Annotated in this window: 14 protein-coding genes; 9 read left to right on the forward strand and 5 right to left on the reverse strand. The window is 66.8% G+C overall.

Features of this window, described 5'->3' with window-relative positions; all coding sequences use genetic code 11:
• Window positions 1-7 precede the first annotated feature (7 nt).
• From RT97_RS29700 to RT97_RS33285, 8 genes are all read left to right on the forward strand, one after another.
• Window positions 8-1,459 (forward strand): M81 family metallopeptidase, encoded by a 1,452-nt coding sequence (locus tag RT97_RS29700; protein WP_042582455.1) that lies wholly within the window; start codon window positions 8-10, stop codon window positions 1,457-1,459.
• A 61-nt stretch (window positions 1,460-1,520) separates the two neighbouring features.
• Entirely contained in the window at window positions 1,521-3,101 is a 1,581-nt protein-coding gene (locus tag RT97_RS29705) for an ABC transporter substrate-binding protein (protein WP_042582456.1), read from the forward strand.
• Window positions 3,102-3,125: 24 nt separating this feature from the next.
• Window positions 3,126-4,061 (forward strand): ABC transporter permease, encoded by a 936-nt coding sequence (locus RT97_RS29710; RefSeq protein WP_013540151.1) that lies wholly within the window; start codon window positions 3,126-3,128, stop codon window positions 4,059-4,061.
• A 120-nt stretch (window positions 4,062-4,181) separates the two neighbouring features.
• On the forward strand, window positions 4,182-5,060 hold the full coding sequence (locus tag RT97_RS29715; RefSeq protein WP_042582457.1) for an ABC transporter permease: 879 nt from the start codon (window positions 4,182-4,184) through the stop codon (window positions 5,058-5,060).
• Between the two features lie 16 nt (window positions 5,061-5,076).
• A complete protein-coding gene (locus RT97_RS29720; protein WP_042582569.1) occupies window positions 5,077-6,114 on the forward strand; it encodes an ABC transporter ATP-binding protein in 1,038 nt (345 codons plus the stop codon).
• On the forward strand, window positions 6,111-7,106 hold the full coding sequence (locus RT97_RS29725; RefSeq protein WP_042582458.1) for an ABC transporter ATP-binding protein: 996 nt from the start codon (window positions 6,111-6,113) through the stop codon (window positions 7,104-7,106). The genes RT97_RS29720 and RT97_RS29725 overlap by 4 nt, the downstream gene beginning before the upstream one ends.
• Window positions 7,107-7,122: 16 nt before the next feature.
• A complete protein-coding gene (locus RT97_RS29730) occupies window positions 7,123-8,580 on the forward strand; it encodes an N-acyl-D-amino-acid deacylase family protein (RefSeq protein WP_042582459.1) in 1,458 nt (485 codons plus the stop codon).
• A 72-nt stretch (window positions 8,581-8,652) separates the two neighbouring features.
• Window positions 8,653-9,381, forward strand: coding sequence for a hypothetical protein (locus RT97_RS33285; protein WP_155403932.1), 729 nt, complete (start codon window positions 8,653-8,655; stop codon window positions 9,379-9,381).
• 83 nt (window positions 9,382-9,464) lie between these two features.
• Here the strand turns inward: RT97_RS33285 and RT97_RS29735 are convergent, their stop codons facing one another.
• From RT97_RS29735 to RT97_RS29755, 5 genes are all read right to left on the reverse strand, one after another.
• On the reverse strand, window positions 9,465-9,677 hold the full coding sequence (locus RT97_RS29735) for a hypothetical protein (RefSeq protein ID WP_042582460.1): 213 nt from the start codon (window positions 9,675-9,677) through the stop codon (window positions 9,465-9,467).
• 134 nt (window positions 9,678-9,811) lie between these two features.
• Complete coding sequence (locus RT97_RS29740) at window positions 9,812-10,720, reverse strand: ZIP family metal transporter (protein WP_042582461.1); 909 nt, start codon at window positions 10,718-10,720, stop codon at window positions 9,812-9,814.
• Window positions 10,721-10,829: 109 nt separating this feature from the next.
• Window positions 10,830-11,729 (reverse strand): dienelactone hydrolase family protein, encoded by a 900-nt coding sequence (locus RT97_RS29745; RefSeq protein ID WP_042582462.1) that lies wholly within the window; start codon window positions 11,727-11,729, stop codon window positions 10,830-10,832.
• 165 nt (window positions 11,730-11,894) lie between these two features.
• Window positions 11,895-12,632: an aspartate/glutamate racemase family protein gene (locus RT97_RS29750; RefSeq protein WP_042582463.1), complete on the reverse strand. Its 738-nt coding sequence runs from the start codon at window positions 12,630-12,632 to the stop codon at window positions 11,895-11,897.
• A gap of 112 nt (window positions 12,633-12,744) precedes the next feature.
• A complete protein-coding gene (locus tag RT97_RS29755; RefSeq protein WP_042582464.1) occupies window positions 12,745-13,635 on the reverse strand; it encodes a transporter substrate-binding domain-containing protein in 891 nt (296 codons plus the stop codon).
• Window positions 13,636-13,824: 189 nt separating this feature from the next.
• Here RT97_RS29755 and RT97_RS29760 point away from each other — a divergent pair, with 189 nt between their 5' ends.
• A complete protein-coding gene (locus RT97_RS29760; RefSeq protein WP_042582465.1) occupies window positions 13,825-15,036 on the forward strand; it encodes a D-amino acid dehydrogenase in 1,212 nt (403 codons plus the stop codon).

Below are 15,036 nucleotides of genomic sequence, written 5' to 3' on the forward strand. Positions count from 1 at the left end.
CATCCCCATGCGTGTCTTCAGTGCCTCCCTCGCCACCGAAACCAACACCTTCGGCCCGATGCCCACGGGCCTGGCCTCCTTCAAGGACCGCGGCCACTTCCCCGCCGGCAAGCACCCCGATGCGATGACGCTGTTCTCGGGCCCGCTGTGGGCGGCACGCATGCGCGGCGCGGACACGGGATGGCAGCTCTTCGAAGGCATGGTGGCCGGCGCGCAGCCCAGCGGCACGACCACGCGCCACGCGTATGAAACGCTGCGCGACGAGCTGCTCGACGACCTGCGCGCGGTGCTGCCGGTGGACATGGTGCTGCTCGGCCTGCATGGCGCGATGGTGGCCGACGGCTACGACGACTGCGAGGGCGACCTGCTGGCGCGCGTGCGGCAGATCGTGGGGCCGAAGGTGGTGATCGGCGCGGAGCTCGATCCGCACAACCACCTCACGCCCGAGATGGTCGCCAACGCCGACGTGATGATCTCGTTCAAGGAGTACCCGCACACCGACGTGCTGGAGCGCGGGCTCGAACTGGTGGACATCTGCGCCGCGACGGTCGAGGGCAAGGTCAAGCCCGTGGCCGCGGTGGTCGACTGCGACATGATCGTCACGGTGCACACCTCGCGCGAACCTGCGCTCGGCTTCGTCAAGCGCATGCAGTCGCTCGAGGGCAAGGACGGCGTGCTCTCGGTCTCGCTCACGCACGGCTTCTCGTGGGGCGACGTGCCCGAGATGGGCACCAAGGTGCTGGTCTACACCGATGGCGACCAGGCCAAGGCCGACGCGCTGGCCCGCCAGCTCGCCGACGAAGTGATCGCGATGCGCGACGGCCTCACCGTGAACTACCCGAGCATCGACGCATCGCTCGACGAGGCGCTGGCCTTCGACGGCGGACCCGTGGTGATCTCCGATGGCGCCGACAACCCCGGCGGCGGCGCGGCGAGCGACTCCACCTTCATCCTGCGCCGCATGGTCGAGCGCGACATCGCCAACGCGGCGCTCGGCCCGCTGTGGGACCCGATTGCCGTGCGCATCGCCTTCGATGCCGGCGTGGGCGCCAAGCTCGCGATGCGCATCGGCGGCAAGATCAGCCCGCTCTCGGGCGATCCGCTCGATGTGGAATGCACCGTGAAGGCGCTCAAGCACGACTTGGTGATGACCGGTCTTGCGGGCACGCCCACCCCGATGGGCGACTGCGCGCTCATCGAAACCAACGGCATCGAAATCGTGCTGATCACGCTGCGCAACCAGGCGATGGGCACTGACCTGTTCACGCAACTGGGCTGCGACCTGGCCGCCAAGAAGATCATCGTCGTCAAGTCGTCGCAGCACTTCTATGCGTCGTACTCGAAGGTGGCCAGGCACGTGATCTACGCCGGCGCACCGGGCGCCGTGACGCTCGACCTCAACACCCTGCCCTACAAGAAGGCGCGCCTTCCCAAGTGGCCGATCGGCGTTGCCGCCTGATTTCCTTTTCTGCTCCCTCTTCCTTCTTTATTCCTTCTTTCGCCCCACCGGAGTACCAACGATGAAACGACGAACGCTTGCAGCTCTTGCCGCCCTGGCGCTTTCCGCCGCGTGCCTCCCGGCGCTCGCCCAGACACCCGCGCCCAAGACGCTCAAGGTGGTGGCGCATGCGGACCTGAAGATCCTCGACCCCACCTTCACCACCGCCTACATCTCGCGCAACTTCGGCTACATGGTCTACGACACCCTGTTCGCGCAGGACTCGACGGGCAAGCCGCAGCCGCAGATGGTCGAGAAATACACCGCATCGAAAGACGGCAAGCAGTGGAGCTTCACGCTGCGCCCGGGCCTGAAGTTCTCGGACGGCAGCGCCGTCACCTCGGCCGACGCGGTCGCCTCGCTGCAGCGCTGGGCTGCGCGCGACAGCCTGGGCCGCGCCATGACTGCAAGCGGCGCGGAGTGGAAGCAGGTCGATGCGCGCACGTTCACCCTCACGCTCACCGAGCCCTTCGGCATGGTGCTCGATGCGCTCGCCAAGCCCTCGGGCTTTCCGCCGGTGGTGCTGCCCGAGCGCATTGCCAAGCTGCCGGCCACCGCGCCGCTCACCGAGGTGCTGGGCTCGGGGCCCTTCATCTTCAAGCGCGACGAATGGGTGCCGGGCAACAAGGCGGTGTTCGTGCGCAACCCCAACTATGTGGCGCGCAGCGAGCCGCCGAACGGCTTGGCTGGCAGCAAGAAGAGCAACTTCGAGCGCGTCGAGTGGCTCTACCTGCCCGATTCGAACAGCGCCATCGCGGCCCTCAAGCGCGGCGAGGTCGACATCGTCGAGCAGCTTCAGCCCGACTACATCGCGCCGCTGCGCGCCGACACGAGCGTGAAGATCGGCTCGGGCGGCGCCTACCAGGGATTCCTGGTCATGAATCAGCTGCATCCGCCATTCAACAACCCGAAGGTGCGCCAGGCCCTCCTGCAGGCGGTGAACCAGGAGCGCTTCGTCGCGGCCATGGGCTATCCGCTGGACATGCGCATGGCCTACTGCCCCACGTTCTTCATCTGCGGCAGCCCCAACGAAACCTCGGCCGGCGCCGAGCCTTACCGCAAGGCCGACGTGGCCAAGGCCAAGAAGATGCTGGCCGACGCGGGCTACAAGGGCGAGAAGGTGGTGCTGCTGGTGCCCAGCGACGTGCCCTACCTCAATGCCGAGGCGCTGATGGCCGCGCAGACCATGAAGAGCATCGGCATCAACGTCGATGCGCAGAACCTGGACTGGGCCTCCATCGGCGCGCGCCGCGCCAAGCGCGATGCGCCCGAGGCCGGCGGCTGGAACATGTACGTGACGGTGGCTGGGGAATTCGACGCGAACTCACCGATCAGTAACGCCTACCTGGGCGCAGCCTGCGGCAACACCCTGCCGGGCTGGCCTTGCGACAAGCAGTTGGACGACCTGCGCACCGCATGGCTGAAGGAGACCGTGCCCGCCAAGCGCAAGGAGCTGCTCGACGCCTTCCAGGCCCGTGCTTATGAAGCCGTGCCGTACATCAACGCGGGCCAGTACTCGGCCGCCTTCGCCGCGCGCGCCAACCTCAAGGGGCTGGACAAGCTCTGGGCCGGCATGCCGATGGTCTGGGCGCTGGACCGCTGACCGCTTCGCGACACGCGCACTGCCATGGGCTACATCGTTCGACGCTTTCTCTCGACGCTTCCCGTCATGGCGGTGGTGGCCGTGGTGGTGTTCCTCCTGATCCACCTGTCGCCGGGCGATCCGGCCGCGCTCATCGCGGGCGACCTCGCGAGCGTGGAAGACATCGAGAAGCTGCGCGCCGCGCTCGGGCTGAACCTGCCGCTGTGGCAGCAGTTCGCGGTGTGGCTGGGCAAGCTCTTCACCGGCGACCTGGGCACCTCGATCTTCACGCAGGTGCCGGTGTCGCAGCTGCTCGGCCAGCGGCTGGAGCCCACGGTGTCGATCGCGGCGCTCACCATGCTGATCACGCTGGTGGTGGCGGTGCCGCTGGGCACGCTCGCGGCCTACCGCGCGGGCAGCTGGGTCGACCGGCTGGTGATGGTGTTCGCGGTGCTCGCGTTCTCGGTGCCCGTGTTCCTCGTGGGTTACCTGCTGATCTACGCGTTCGCGATCCAGTTGCCGTGGTTTCCGGTGCAGGGCTATGTGCGATTTGCAGAAGGGCCGGGCGAATGGCTGCGCTCGCTGGTGCTGCCGTGCGTGAACCTCGCGCTGGTGTACATCGCGCTCGTCACGCGCATGACGCGCGCCACCGTGCTCGAAGTGCTGCATGAAGACTACATCCGCACCGCGCGCGCCAAGGGCCTGGGCGTGCTGCCGGTGCTGGGGCATGCGCTGCGCAATGCGGCCATTCCGATCGCAACGACCATCGGCGTGGGCATTGCGCTCCTGATCGGCGGCGTGGTGGTCACCGAGACTGTGTTCGCCATTCCGGGCGTGGGCCGGCTGGTGATCGATTCCGTGCAGCGTCACGACTATCCGGTGATCCAGAGCGTGCTGCTGCTGTCGGCGGGTGTGTACGTGCTGATCAACCTGCTGATCGACCTGAGCTACCGCCTGTTCGATCCGCGCATTCAGTATTGATCCACGGCCATGTCCATCGCCCCGCCCTTGATGAAGAACGAATCCGTTCACGCTGAGCTTGTCGAAGCGCCGCGCAAGGCTTCGACAAGCTCAGCCCCAACGGCTCTGCTCGACTCCCCCATGACCCCATCCCCCACCACAGCCCCGATCGACGAAGCCCCCTTCGTGCCGCCGCGCTGGCGCTGGGTGCGCAAGCACCCGACGCTGATCATCGGCGCGCTGCTCCTGATCGCGGTGGCCGCGATCTCCATCGCCGCACCGTGGATCGCCACGCACGACCCGCAGGACATCGACCCGCTCGCGCGCATGCAGCCGCCTTCGGGCGAGCACTGGTTCGGCACCGATGCGATGGGCCGCGACGTGTTCAGCCGTGCCGTGTGGGGCGGGCAGGTGTCGATGATCGTCGGCGCGGCTGTCGCGGTGCTGGCGACGGTGTTCGGCGTGCTGATCGGCTTGTTCGCGGGCTTCGTGCGCTGGGCCGACGGGCCGGTGATGCGGGTGATGGACGGGCTCATGGCCATACCGGGCATCCTGCTGGCCATCGCGCTCATGGCCGTGACGCGCGCGAGCCTCACGACGGTGATCGTCGCCATCACGGTGCCCGAGATTCCGCGCGTGGTGCGGCTGGTGCGTTCGCTGGCGCTCACCTTGCGCGAGCAGTTGTACGTCGAGGCTGCGCATGCGGTGGGCACTCGGCTGCCGGTCATCCTGTTCCGCCACGTGCTGCCCAACATGGTGGCGCCGCTGATCGTGCAATCGACCTTCGTCGCGGCCGCCGCGGTGCTGACCGAAGCCGCCCTCTCCTTCCTCGGCGTGGGCGTGCCCGCGCAGACGCCCAGCTGGGGCAACATGATGGCCGAGGGCCGCAACTTCGTGGCGGTGGCGTTCCACATCATCCTGTACCCGGGGTTGCTGCTGGCGGCGACGGTGCTGGCGATCAACCTGCTGGGCGACGGACTGCGCGATGCGCTCGATCCGCGTCTGGCGCGGCAACTCTGAAAAGGGGACAAGCGCCATGACACCCATGTCCCACGTCGCGCTCGCCGCGGACGAGCCGCTGCTCGAAGTCGACAACCTGCGCACGCACTTCCACACGCTCAACGGCGTGGTGCGTTCGGTCGATGGTGTGTCGTACACCGTGCGCGCGGGCCGCACGCTCGGCGTGGTCGGCGAATCGGGCTGCGGCAAGAGCGTGACCGCGCTCTCGATCCTGCGCCTCGTGCCAACGCCGCCCGGCCGCCACATGGGCGCGGTGCGCCTGCGCGGCACCGACCTCATGCAGTTGAGCGAGCGCGAGATGCGGCAGATCCGCGGCAACCGCATCTCGATGATCTTCCAGGAGCCGATGACCTCGCTGAACCCGGTGCTCACCGTGGGCCGGCAGATCGCAGAGACGGTGCAGCTGCACCAGAAGGCCAGCCGCGCCGACGCGCTGCAGCGCGCCGTCGAGATGCTGCGCGTGGTGCAGATCCCCGAGCCCGAGCGGCGCGTGAACGAGTACCCGCACCAACTCTCGGGCGGCATGCGGCAGCGCGTGATGATCGCGCTGGCCCTCGCGTGCAACCCCGAGGTGCTGATCGCCGACGAGCCGACCACGGCGCTGGACGTGACGATCCAGGCGCAGATCCTCGACCTGATCCGCCGGCTGCAGAAGGAGCTGGGCATGGGCGTGGTGATGATCACGCACGACCTGGGCGTGGTGGCCGAGAGCTGCGACCGCGTGGTGGTGATGTATGCCGGCAAGAAGGTCGAGGAGGCCGACGTGATCGACCTGTTCGACCGGCCGCTGCATCCCTACACCCGCGCGCTGATGGCCTCGATGCCCGCGATGAACACGGCGAGCACGCGGCTCACCGAGATCCCCGGCCTGGTGCCGGCCGCGCACGAACTGGGGCGCGGCTGCGCCTTTGCCGCGCGGTGCAGCCAGGCACGCGAGCGCTGCCGCGCCGAGACGCCGCAGCTCACGCAGCAGGGCAGCGACCACGTGGTGGCGTGCTTCGCCGTCGAAGAACAATGGGCCGATGCAACTGCCACAGCCGAGGTGACCGCATGACAACGACCGCAGCCCCGCTGCTTGAAGTGCGCAACCTGCGCAAGCACTACATCTCGCCCAAGCGGTGGCTCCGGCCCGCGAAGCCGGCGATCCAGGCGGTCGATGGCGTCTCGTTCTCGGTCGCGCGCGGCGAGACGCTGTCGCTGGTCGGCGAGTCGGGCTGCGGCAAGACGACGACCGCGAAGTCGGTGATGCGGCTGGTCGAGCCGACCTCGGGCTCCGTGGCGCTCGACGGCGAGGAGCTGCTGACGCTCTCGCCCAACGAGATGCGGCTGCGCCGCCGGCAATTGCAGATCATTTTCCAGGACCCGTATGCCTCGCTGAACCCGCGCCTGGCGGCCGGCGACATCGTGGCCGAGCCGCTGCGCAACTTCGGCATGGGCGCGGCGGCCGAGCGGCGGGAGCGCGTGCAGTGGCTGTTCTCGCGCGTGGGCCTCAGGCCCGAAGCCGCGAAGAAATTTCCGCACGAGTTCTCCGGCGGACAACGACAGCGCCTGGGCATCGCGCGCGCGCTGGCGCTGAACCCGAAGCTCATCGTCTGCGACGAGCCGGTCTCGGCGCTCGACGTGTCGGTGCAGGCGCAGGTGGTCAACCTCCTGATGGACCTGCAGGCGGAGTTCGGCATCGCGTACCTCTTCGTCGCGCACGACCTCGCGGTGGTGCGGCACATCAGCCACCGGGTGGCGGTGATGTACCTCGGGCACATCGTGGAAATCGCCGACCGGGACACGCTGTTCTCCGCGCCGCTGCATCCGTACACCGAGATCCTGCTGTCGGCCGTGCCCGTGCCGAACCCGCGCACGCCGGCGCGCCGCATGCTGCTGCAAGGCGATCCGCCGAGCCCCGCGAATCCGCCTTCGGGCTGCCGCTTCCACACCCGCTGCCCGATGGCGCAAGCCCTGTGCAAGGAGAAGACGCCCGAGCTGAGCGCGCGGCCTTCGTCCTCCAACGGCGGCACCAGCACGCACCTGGTCGCCTGCCATTTCCGCTGAAGAAAGAAGCCCTTCGATGACCGACACGACACCCCACTACGACCTGCTGATCCGCGGAGGCACCGTCATCGACGGCACCAAGGCGCCGCGCTTCGATGCCGATGTCGGCATCGTCGCCGGCCGCATCGCCGCCATCGGCAAGCTCACCGGCCACACCGCCGACCAGACGCTCGATGCCACGGGCCGCATCGTCGCGCCGGGCTTCATCGACTCGCACACGCACGACGACCAGGCCGCGCTCTCGCAGGCGCAGATGCCGTTCAAGGTGTCGCAGGGCGTGACGACGGTGGTGGCGGGCAACTGCGGCATCAGCGCCGCGCCGCTGCGCGTGGACATGGACCTGCCGATGCCGCTGAGCCTGCTCGACACGCCGGCCGAAGGCCGATTCACCACCTTCGCCGCGTACCTCGATGCGCTGCGCGCCACGCCGTCTTCGGTGAACGTGGCCGCGATGGTGGGCCACTCGACGCTGCGCGCGGTGGTCATGTCAGACCTCGACCGTCCCGCGAACGATGCCGAGATCGCCGCGATGCAGGCGCTGGTCGAAGAGGCGATGCAGGCCGGCGCCATCGGACTGTCGACCGGCACCTTCTACCCGCCGGCCGTGAAGGCGACGACCGAGGAAATCATCGAGGTCGGCCGCCCGCTCACGTCGCGCAAGGCGCTCTACGTGACCCACATGCGCGACGAAAGCGACCGCGTGATGGAGTCGCTCGAAGAGACCTTCCACATCGGCCGCGCGCTCGACATTCCGGTGGTGGTGTCGCACCACAAGGTGCAGAACGCGCAGAACTTCGGCAAGACGAAGGTGACGCTGCCCTTCATCAAGGAGGCGATGCAGCACCAGTGCATCGGCCTGGATTGCTACCCGTACACGGCGGGCTCCACCATGATCCGCACCGACCGCGGAATGATGGACGGCCGCGTGCTCATCGCCTCGAGCGTGCCGCACCCCGAGTGCGCGGGCCGCGACCTGAAGGACATCGCGGCCGAATGGGGCGTGTCGGGCGAAGAGGCGGCAAAGCGCCTGCAGCCGGGCAGCGCGATCTATTTCATGATGGACGAGGACGACGTGCAGCGCATCCTCGCCTTCGACGACACCATGATCGGCTCGGACGGCATCCCGCTCGGCGAGAAGCCGCATCCGCGCCTGTGGGGCACCTTCCCGCGCGTGCTCGGGCACTACAGCCGCGACGTGGGCCTGTTCCCCCTGGAGACGGCGGTGTGGAAGATGACGGGTCTCACGGCACGCAACTTCGGCCTGCACGAACGCGGCACGCTCAAGCCCGGCCACCATGCTGACGTGGTGATCTTCAACGCGGCCACGGTGCGCGACACCGCGAACTACGAAACGCCGACGCAGCCGGCCGAAGGCATCGATGCGGTGATCGTGAATGGCGCCCTGACCTGGCAGCACGGCGTGCACAGCGGTGCGCGCAACGGGCAGGTGATCGTGCGGGGTGAAGCGGGCTGAGAGTTTCAACGCTACCTTCTTCGATCACCACACCCCCTATGATCTGACGCAGCAAAACTCGAGTTGAGCACGATGACACAGAGTGCAGCAGGTCTTCCTGAGTACGCGAAAAGATTGGAACTCTTGAGTGCCCTCAAGGCCTACTTTGAGGCGAGGGCATTGTCGATTTCTAAAGCCCTAGAACTTAGAGCACAGCTTAGTGTCGAGGGTCTTCAGCAACTACGGCATGGATATTCTCAGTACTTCGTTTCGCTGCTATCTGCCATAGACATACTGAAGGATGCAGGTGAGAAGTTTGAGGAGAAACTCATCTCGCGTTTAACGTCCTCAAGCCTCTCAGATGGAAAGCAAACTCTGGACTACCTCAGGGAATTGCGGAATGCGATCGTGCATCGAAATCTCGACATCTCAGCCAGAGCAGATTTTCTTGAGTCCATTCCGATTCTTCACTTGCCCACAGTTTCGGATCGCAAAGGAGTCAAACAACTCGCTCCACCTCGCCAATATGTACTTCAGCTTGTCTCAATCTGCGAAGCCACAATTGGACCCGCCGTTAATGAGCACCTTGTCGAGACTGATATGTTTCGCCCTGTCGAAGAACCAAATCCGATCAGATTTGCCCGACTCGAGGATTTTTTGCGCTCTGATCCGACCATCCCCGCATTTGTTGGACAGAACATTAAAAAAATGGCGGAGCACTTGGACTTCGCAAAAGCCGATCAAGATTTTTTTGATAGCGTCCGCTATCAACTCAGGCCTCTCGAATTGAGCCTCCCCCTAAGCGTACAAGCCCTTCTTTGACAGCAGGACAACAACTGCGCCAAATTGCCAGCTCCGCGCATATCTCTTGATCTTGCGCATCTAAGGATGCGCAGTGGATTGGCCTAGTCCGGGGCGTTCATCACGCGGTCGAACTCTTCGTCGGCCGGCACGTTGTCGGCATCGAGTTCGCTGGCATCGGTCAGGTCGATGCCGGTTTCTTCCGCGAGGTCGTCGGTGACGTCGCTGTCGGTTTCCTCGAAATCGTCGGCTGGCGTGTTGTCGTCATCGTCTTCGGATGGCGAGGCGGAACGCGCGGTGGCGTCGACGTGATTCATGTTCGGCTCCTCGGCAGATGAATGCTGTACGGCCCCCTATGGTGCGCCTGTTTCGGCCGTTGCGGCTCATCCGATCGGCAGCGTCGGTGTCGGAAAGTTTCCCGCCCTCCCTCTTCCCGCGCAAAACCGCGCCGTCAGTCCTTGTGGACGTGGCCGGCTTCGCCGTGTCCGGCGTCATGGCCGTGCTCGTGCCCATGCTCGCCGTGCGCGAGCCGGCTCACCAGCGTTACCAGCACGATGCCAGCGACCAGCCACAGCACCTGCGCGGCGGTCTGGCGGGCGGGCAGGCGTTTTTGCAGCTGCGGAATCAGGTCCGCCAGCGCCACGTAAACGAAGCTGCTGCCGGCCAGCACCAGGAAATACGGCAGCCACCCGTGCAGCTGGTCGACCAGCCACCAGCCCGCGATGCCGCCCAGCATGGTCATGGTGCCGGCAAGCGAAACCTTCACGAGCGCCACGCGCTGGTTGGCCGAGCTCTGGCGCAGCACCACGAGGTCGCCGATGTGGTGCGGCACCTCGTGCGCGAGCACTGCCAGCGCCGCCACGAGGCCGAGGCGAATGTCGGCGACGAAAGCCGACGCGATCAGGATGCCGTCGCCGAAGCAATGCACGCTGTCGCCGGTGAGCACGGCCCAGCTGCCGCCGCCCTTGGGGGCGTGGTCGTGGGCATGGCCGTGCCCGTGGTGGTCGTGAGCGTGAGCATGGTCGTGACCCTTGTGCGCATCCGGCCCTTCGGCGCTGTTGCCGTGGTGATGCTCGTGCCCGTGGTGCCACAGCTCCGCCTTGTCGAGCAGGAAGAAGAACACGAGGCCGAACAGCAGCACCGCGAACAGCAGTGCCGGCTCGATGCGGCTTTCGAAGGCCTCGGGCAACAGATGCATGAAGGCGGTGGCGAGCAGCGCGCCGGCCGCCAGGCTCAACAGATGCTGCGGATTCACCCCGCCGGAACCGCTGCGCACGCCCACACGCAGCAGCAATGCCGCCAGCCAGACACTTCCGATGCCGGCGACCAGGGTCGCGGCGATGATGACTATCAAATTCATAGCTGCTTGCGCAAGAGGAGCGGTCTTCAGGACCGCATACCGTTCATAAAAAGAGAAAGGCCGTCACACAGGACGGCCTTCGGCGGGGAGTGGCTACAAGGCGCCGTCGTCAGGCGACGCCATTGGCTTTGAACCAGGCGGTGGCGCGCTGCCATCCGTCGTCTGCTGCGCTCTTCACGTAGCTGGGGCGGTAGTCGGCATGGAACGCGTGGCCTGCTTCGGGGTACACGACGAAGCTCGATGCCTTGGCCGCCGCAGTTCCAGTGGCCAGAGCAGCTTTCATCTTATCAACCGTGTCAAGGGGGATGCCCTGGTCTTTTCCGCCGTAGAGGCCGAGCACCGGCGCCTGTAGGGTGGCAGCGATGTCGACCGGGTGTTTCGGCTGCAGATCGCTCGCCTGCCCGACGAGCCGGCCGTACCAGGCCACGCCGGCCTTGACCTTGCCGGTGGCTGCGTAGAGCCAGACGATGCGCCCACCCCAGCAGAAGCCCGTGATGCCGGCCTTGCTGGTGTCGCCGCCGTTGGCCTTGGCATAGGCCAATGCGCCATCGAGGTCGGCCATCACTTGCGCATCGGGCACCTTGGTGACGATGTCGGCCTGCAGCTTCGGGATGTCGGTGTAGCCGCGCGGGTCGCCCTGGCGAGCGTAGAGCTCGGGCGCGATGGCCAGGTAGCCCAGCTTGGCGAATCGGCGGCAGGTGTCGGCGATGTATTCGTGCACGCCGAAGATTTCCTGGATCACCAGGATCACCGGCAGGCCGGTCTTGCCGGCCGGTGCTGCCGCATAGGCGGGCACCTCGAAGCCGTTGACGGTGTACTTGATCGGGCCGGCCTTCAGGCCTTCGGCCGAGGTGCTGATGGCGGTCTGCGCCATCACCGGCATCACGGCGGCTGCGTAGCCGACGCCGATGGCGGCCTTCAGGGCGGTGCGGCGCGTGGCGCCCTGCTCGGTGCTGTCGCCGGGGCGAAGCGAATCGAAGTCGGAACGGCTGTCGTCGAGTTGGGACATCGGAAGGGGCTCCAGTTGAATCGTCGGACAAGGGGCGCTGCGCGAAAAACGCACGCCGCAATGTAGGCGAAATCGGCATCCGGCCCCTATGACCGGAAATTCGGTGGGGTTGGGTTCTGCGCCCCTGGCCCCTGGCCCCTACGCCCCTTACGCCCCTTACGCCCCTTACGCGCTATACGCCCGGCGGGCCAGCGCCGCCGCCAGCACCTGCGCCGGATCGACCAGGCTCAGCCCGGCCACCGCGGCCGAGCCCTGCAGACCGAGCGGCACCTCGGTGCAGCCCATGATGATGGTGACGGGCCCGTGCCGCTCGGCCAGCCGCAGCGCGACCTCCGAGAAGCACCGCTCGGCCAGCGGCAGATTGCCGGCTTTCACGCCGTCGAAGATGCCGCGCATGATGGTCTGCCGCTCGTCGGCCAGCGGCACGTGGCAGCCCAGGCCCGCTTCGGCCAGCGCCTGTTCGTAGAGACGCACGCGGTATGTGCCCTCGGTGGCCATCAGCGCCACCTCGCTCGCGCCCTGCGCGGCCAGATGCTGCGCGGTCTCGCGCGCCATGTGCAGCAGCTCGACCTGCGGAAAGCGCTCCTGCAGGTTCCCGTGCCAGGCATGCGCGGTGTTGCAGGCGATGGCCACGGCGCGGCTGCCGAGCGCGGCCAGCCTGCCCAGCGCCTGCAGCATCGGCTCCAGCGGCTGGTGCGCGCCGCTCGCGGCCGAGGCCAGCGCGCCGGTGCGATCGGGCACCGGCACCTGCGCAAGCCAGTGCTCGGGAAAAGACTGGTCGCGCACCGGCTCGCCGCGTGCCTTCATCTGCTGCGCGCAGGCCTGCACGAAGAGCCGGACGAAGTCGGCGCCCGCCGCGGGGCCCATGCCCCCCAAGATGCCAACCACGTTTGTCGAGACCATGATCCTTCTCTGTTTCAGGAATACCGCGGAACCGGCATTGCCGGGCCGCAGGTATTGCCCCCGGCAGGGGGTGGGCGAAGCGACACGCAGTGCGCGCAGCCTGGGGGCGAGTTCAAGTTGCGGGTTTGTCGCTGAAGGCCTTGAGGTTTTCCTTGAGCTGATCGCTCATCGGCAGGTTCAGCGGCACGTTCTTCGGCGGAATCGGCTGCATGAACCACTTGGTGTAGAGCTTCTCGAACTCGCCGCTCTTCATCATGTTGATGAAGGTGTCGTCCACCAGCTTCTTGAAGGCCGGGTCGTCCTTGGGCAGCATGCAGGCGTAGGGCTCGACCTGCAGCGACTCGCCCACCACTTCGTAGTCGGCCGGGCTCTTGGAGTTGGCGATCAGGCCGAACAGCAGGATGTCGTCCATCGCGAAGGCGACGGCACGGTCGCTCTCCACCAGCAGGAACGCATCGGCGTGGTCCTTGCCGAGCACGATGTCCATGCCCAGGTTCTTGTCGGCGTTGTACTTGCGCATGACCAGCGCATTGGTGGTGCCGGTGGTGCTGGCCACGGTCTTCTTGGCGAGGTCGGCGTAGTCCTTGATCTTGGAGGACTTCTTCGTCAGGAGGCGCGTGCCCGTGTAGAAGTGATTGACCGCGAAGGCCACGTCCTTGCCACGCGCGCTGTTGTTGGTGGTGGAGCCGCACTCCAGGTCGACGGTGCCGTTGGTGATGAGCGGAATGCGGTTCTGCGAGGTGACCGCCATCAGCGAGACCTGCAGGTTGGGCTTGTTCAGCTTCTTCTTCACCGCTTCGACCACGGCGTTGGAGAGTTCCACCGAGAACCCGATCGGCTTGTTGGGGCCGTCCAGGTAGCTGAAGGGCACCGACGACTCGCGGTAGGCGAGCGTGATCTTGCCGGACTCGGCGATCTTGGCGAGCGTGTCGGCGGCTTGCGCGCCGGTGGCGGTAAAGAGCACCGCGGCAGCCATGGATGCCATCAGGACGGAGAGTTTCATTCGAGCCTTCATTCGGTTGGATTGAACAGAAGCGCAGTGTAAGAAGGAGTGACACGTCGCGACAATTCCAAATAACCCCGGGGTCATGCCCAAAGGTTATGGGCGGGGGTTCTTTTGGCATTTCCGGGCGGCGCGGGGCGCCTCTACAGTCAAGCCGTCTTTTGTCTTCACTTCCCGAAAGTTGCCTTCATGCATGTGTGTGTGCTCGGTGCCGGCATCGTGGGCCTGGCCACCGCCTGGCAACTCGAACGCCGGGGCCACCAGGTCACGGTGATCGACCGCGCGGCGCCCGGCGCCGGCGCGAGCGGCGGCAATGGCGCGCAGTTGAGCTATTCGTACGTGCAGCCGCTGGCCGATCCGTCGATCTGGAAGCAGCTGCCCAAGCTGCTGCTCTCGCCCAGTTCGCCGCTCAAGCTGCGACCGCAGCTCGACCCGCTCCAGTGGCGCTGGGGCATGGAATTTCTCGCGGCCTGCAATGCGGGGACTTCGCGCGACACCACGGCCAGGCTGCTGGCGCTGGCCGCATCAAGCCGCACCGAGTTCGAGGCGATGCAGGCCGACATCGCGCCCGACTGCGACTTCTCGGCCACCGGCAAGCTGGTGCTGTACGCAAGCGCGGCTTCGCTCGAAGGCGCACGCGCGCAACTCGAACTGCAGCGCACCATGGGCAGCGAGCAGCGCATCGTCACGCCCGACGAGTGCATCGCCATCGAGCCCGCGCTCGCGAGCTACCGCGGCAAGATGGCCGGCGCGGTCTATACGCAGAGCGAATGCGCGGCCGATTGCCTCAAGGTGTGCGCCGAGCTGATGCGTGCGCTCGAAGCACGCGGCGTGCGTTTCCTGCTGGGCACCGACGTGCACGGCTTCGCGCGCAACGGCAGCCGCATCGCGGCGGCGGACACCAGCCAGGGCGACATCGAGGCCGATGCCTTCGTGATGGCGCTCGGCTCGGCCTCGCACAAGCTCGGCCGCGCGCTGGGCGCGTACCTGCCGGTGTATCCGCTCAAGGGCTACAGCATCACGGTGGAGGTCGATCCATCGCCCGGCGCGGCGCCCCGCGTGAACGTGACCGACAGCGCCCGCAAGGTGGTGTTCGCGCGCATCGGCTCGCGCCTGCGCGTGGCAGGCATGGCCGAGCTGGTGGGGCACGACGCGAGCATTCCGGCCACGCGCATCGAGACACTGGCAGCCGCCACGCGCGCCCTCTTCCCGCATGCGAGCCGGCTGGAAGAATTGCATCCCTGGACCGGCATGCGCCCCGCGACGCCGAAGGGGTTGCCGATCATCGGTCGGCTGGAGAGCGCACCGGCGAACATGCTCTTCAACACCGGCCACGGCGCGCTGGGCTTCACGCTGGCCTTCGGCTCGGCGCTGAAGATAGGGCAGGCGCTGCCGGCCTGA

The sequence above is a fragment of the Variovorax paradoxus genome (genome assembly GCF_000834655.1).
In the GTDB taxonomy this organism is placed as follows: domain Bacteria; phylum Pseudomonadota; class Gammaproteobacteria; order Burkholderiales; family Burkholderiaceae_C; genus Variovorax; species Variovorax paradoxus_F.

Excerpts from the sequence above, each read along its gene's own strand:
- RT97_RS33285 (WP_155403932.1), top strand. The coding sequence starts at position 8,653 with ATGACACAGAGTGCAGCAGGTCTTCCTGAGTACGCGAAAAGATTGGAA.
- RT97_RS29715 (WP_042582457.1), top strand. The coding sequence starts at position 4,182 with ATGACCCCATCCCCCACCACAGCCCCGATCGACGAAGCCCCCTTCGTG.
- RT97_RS29760 (WP_042582465.1), top strand. The coding sequence starts at position 13,825 with ATGCATGTGTGTGTGCTCGGTGCCGGCATCGTGGGCCTGGCCACCGCC.
- RT97_RS29720 (WP_042582569.1), top strand. The coding sequence starts at position 5,077 with ATGACACCCATGTCCCACGTCGCGCTCGCCGCGGACGAGCCGCTGCTC.
- RT97_RS29755 (WP_042582464.1), bottom strand. The coding sequence starts at position 13,635 with ATGAAACTCTCCGTCCTGATGGCATCCATGGCTGCCGCGGTGCTCTTT.
- RT97_RS29710 (WP_013540151.1), top strand. The coding sequence starts at position 3,126 with ATGGGCTACATCGTTCGACGCTTTCTCTCGACGCTTCCCGTCATGGCG.
- RT97_RS29740 (WP_042582461.1), bottom strand. The coding sequence starts at position 10,720 with ATGAATTTGATAGTCATCATCGCCGCGACCCTGGTCGCCGGCATCGGA.
- RT97_RS29730 (WP_042582459.1), top strand. The coding sequence starts at position 7,123 with ATGACCGACACGACACCCCACTACGACCTGCTGATCCGCGGAGGCACC.
- RT97_RS29705 (WP_042582456.1), top strand. The coding sequence starts at position 1,521 with ATGAAACGACGAACGCTTGCAGCTCTTGCCGCCCTGGCGCTTTCCGCC.
- RT97_RS29725 (WP_042582458.1), top strand. The coding sequence starts at position 6,111 with ATGACAACGACCGCAGCCCCGCTGCTTGAAGTGCGCAACCTGCGCAAG.
- RT97_RS29745 (WP_042582462.1), bottom strand. The coding sequence starts at position 11,729 with ATGTCCCAACTCGACGACAGCCGTTCCGACTTCGATTCGCTTCGCCCC.
- RT97_RS29750 (WP_042582463.1), bottom strand. The coding sequence starts at position 12,632 with ATGGTCTCGACAAACGTGGTTGGCATCTTGGGGGGCATGGGCCCCGCG.
- RT97_RS29700 (WP_042582455.1), top strand. The coding sequence starts at position 8 with ATGCGTGTCTTCAGTGCCTCCCTCGCCACCGAAACCAACACCTTCGGC.
- RT97_RS29735 (WP_042582460.1), bottom strand. The coding sequence starts at position 9,677 with ATGAATCACGTCGACGCCACCGCGCGTTCCGCCTCGCCATCCGAAGAC.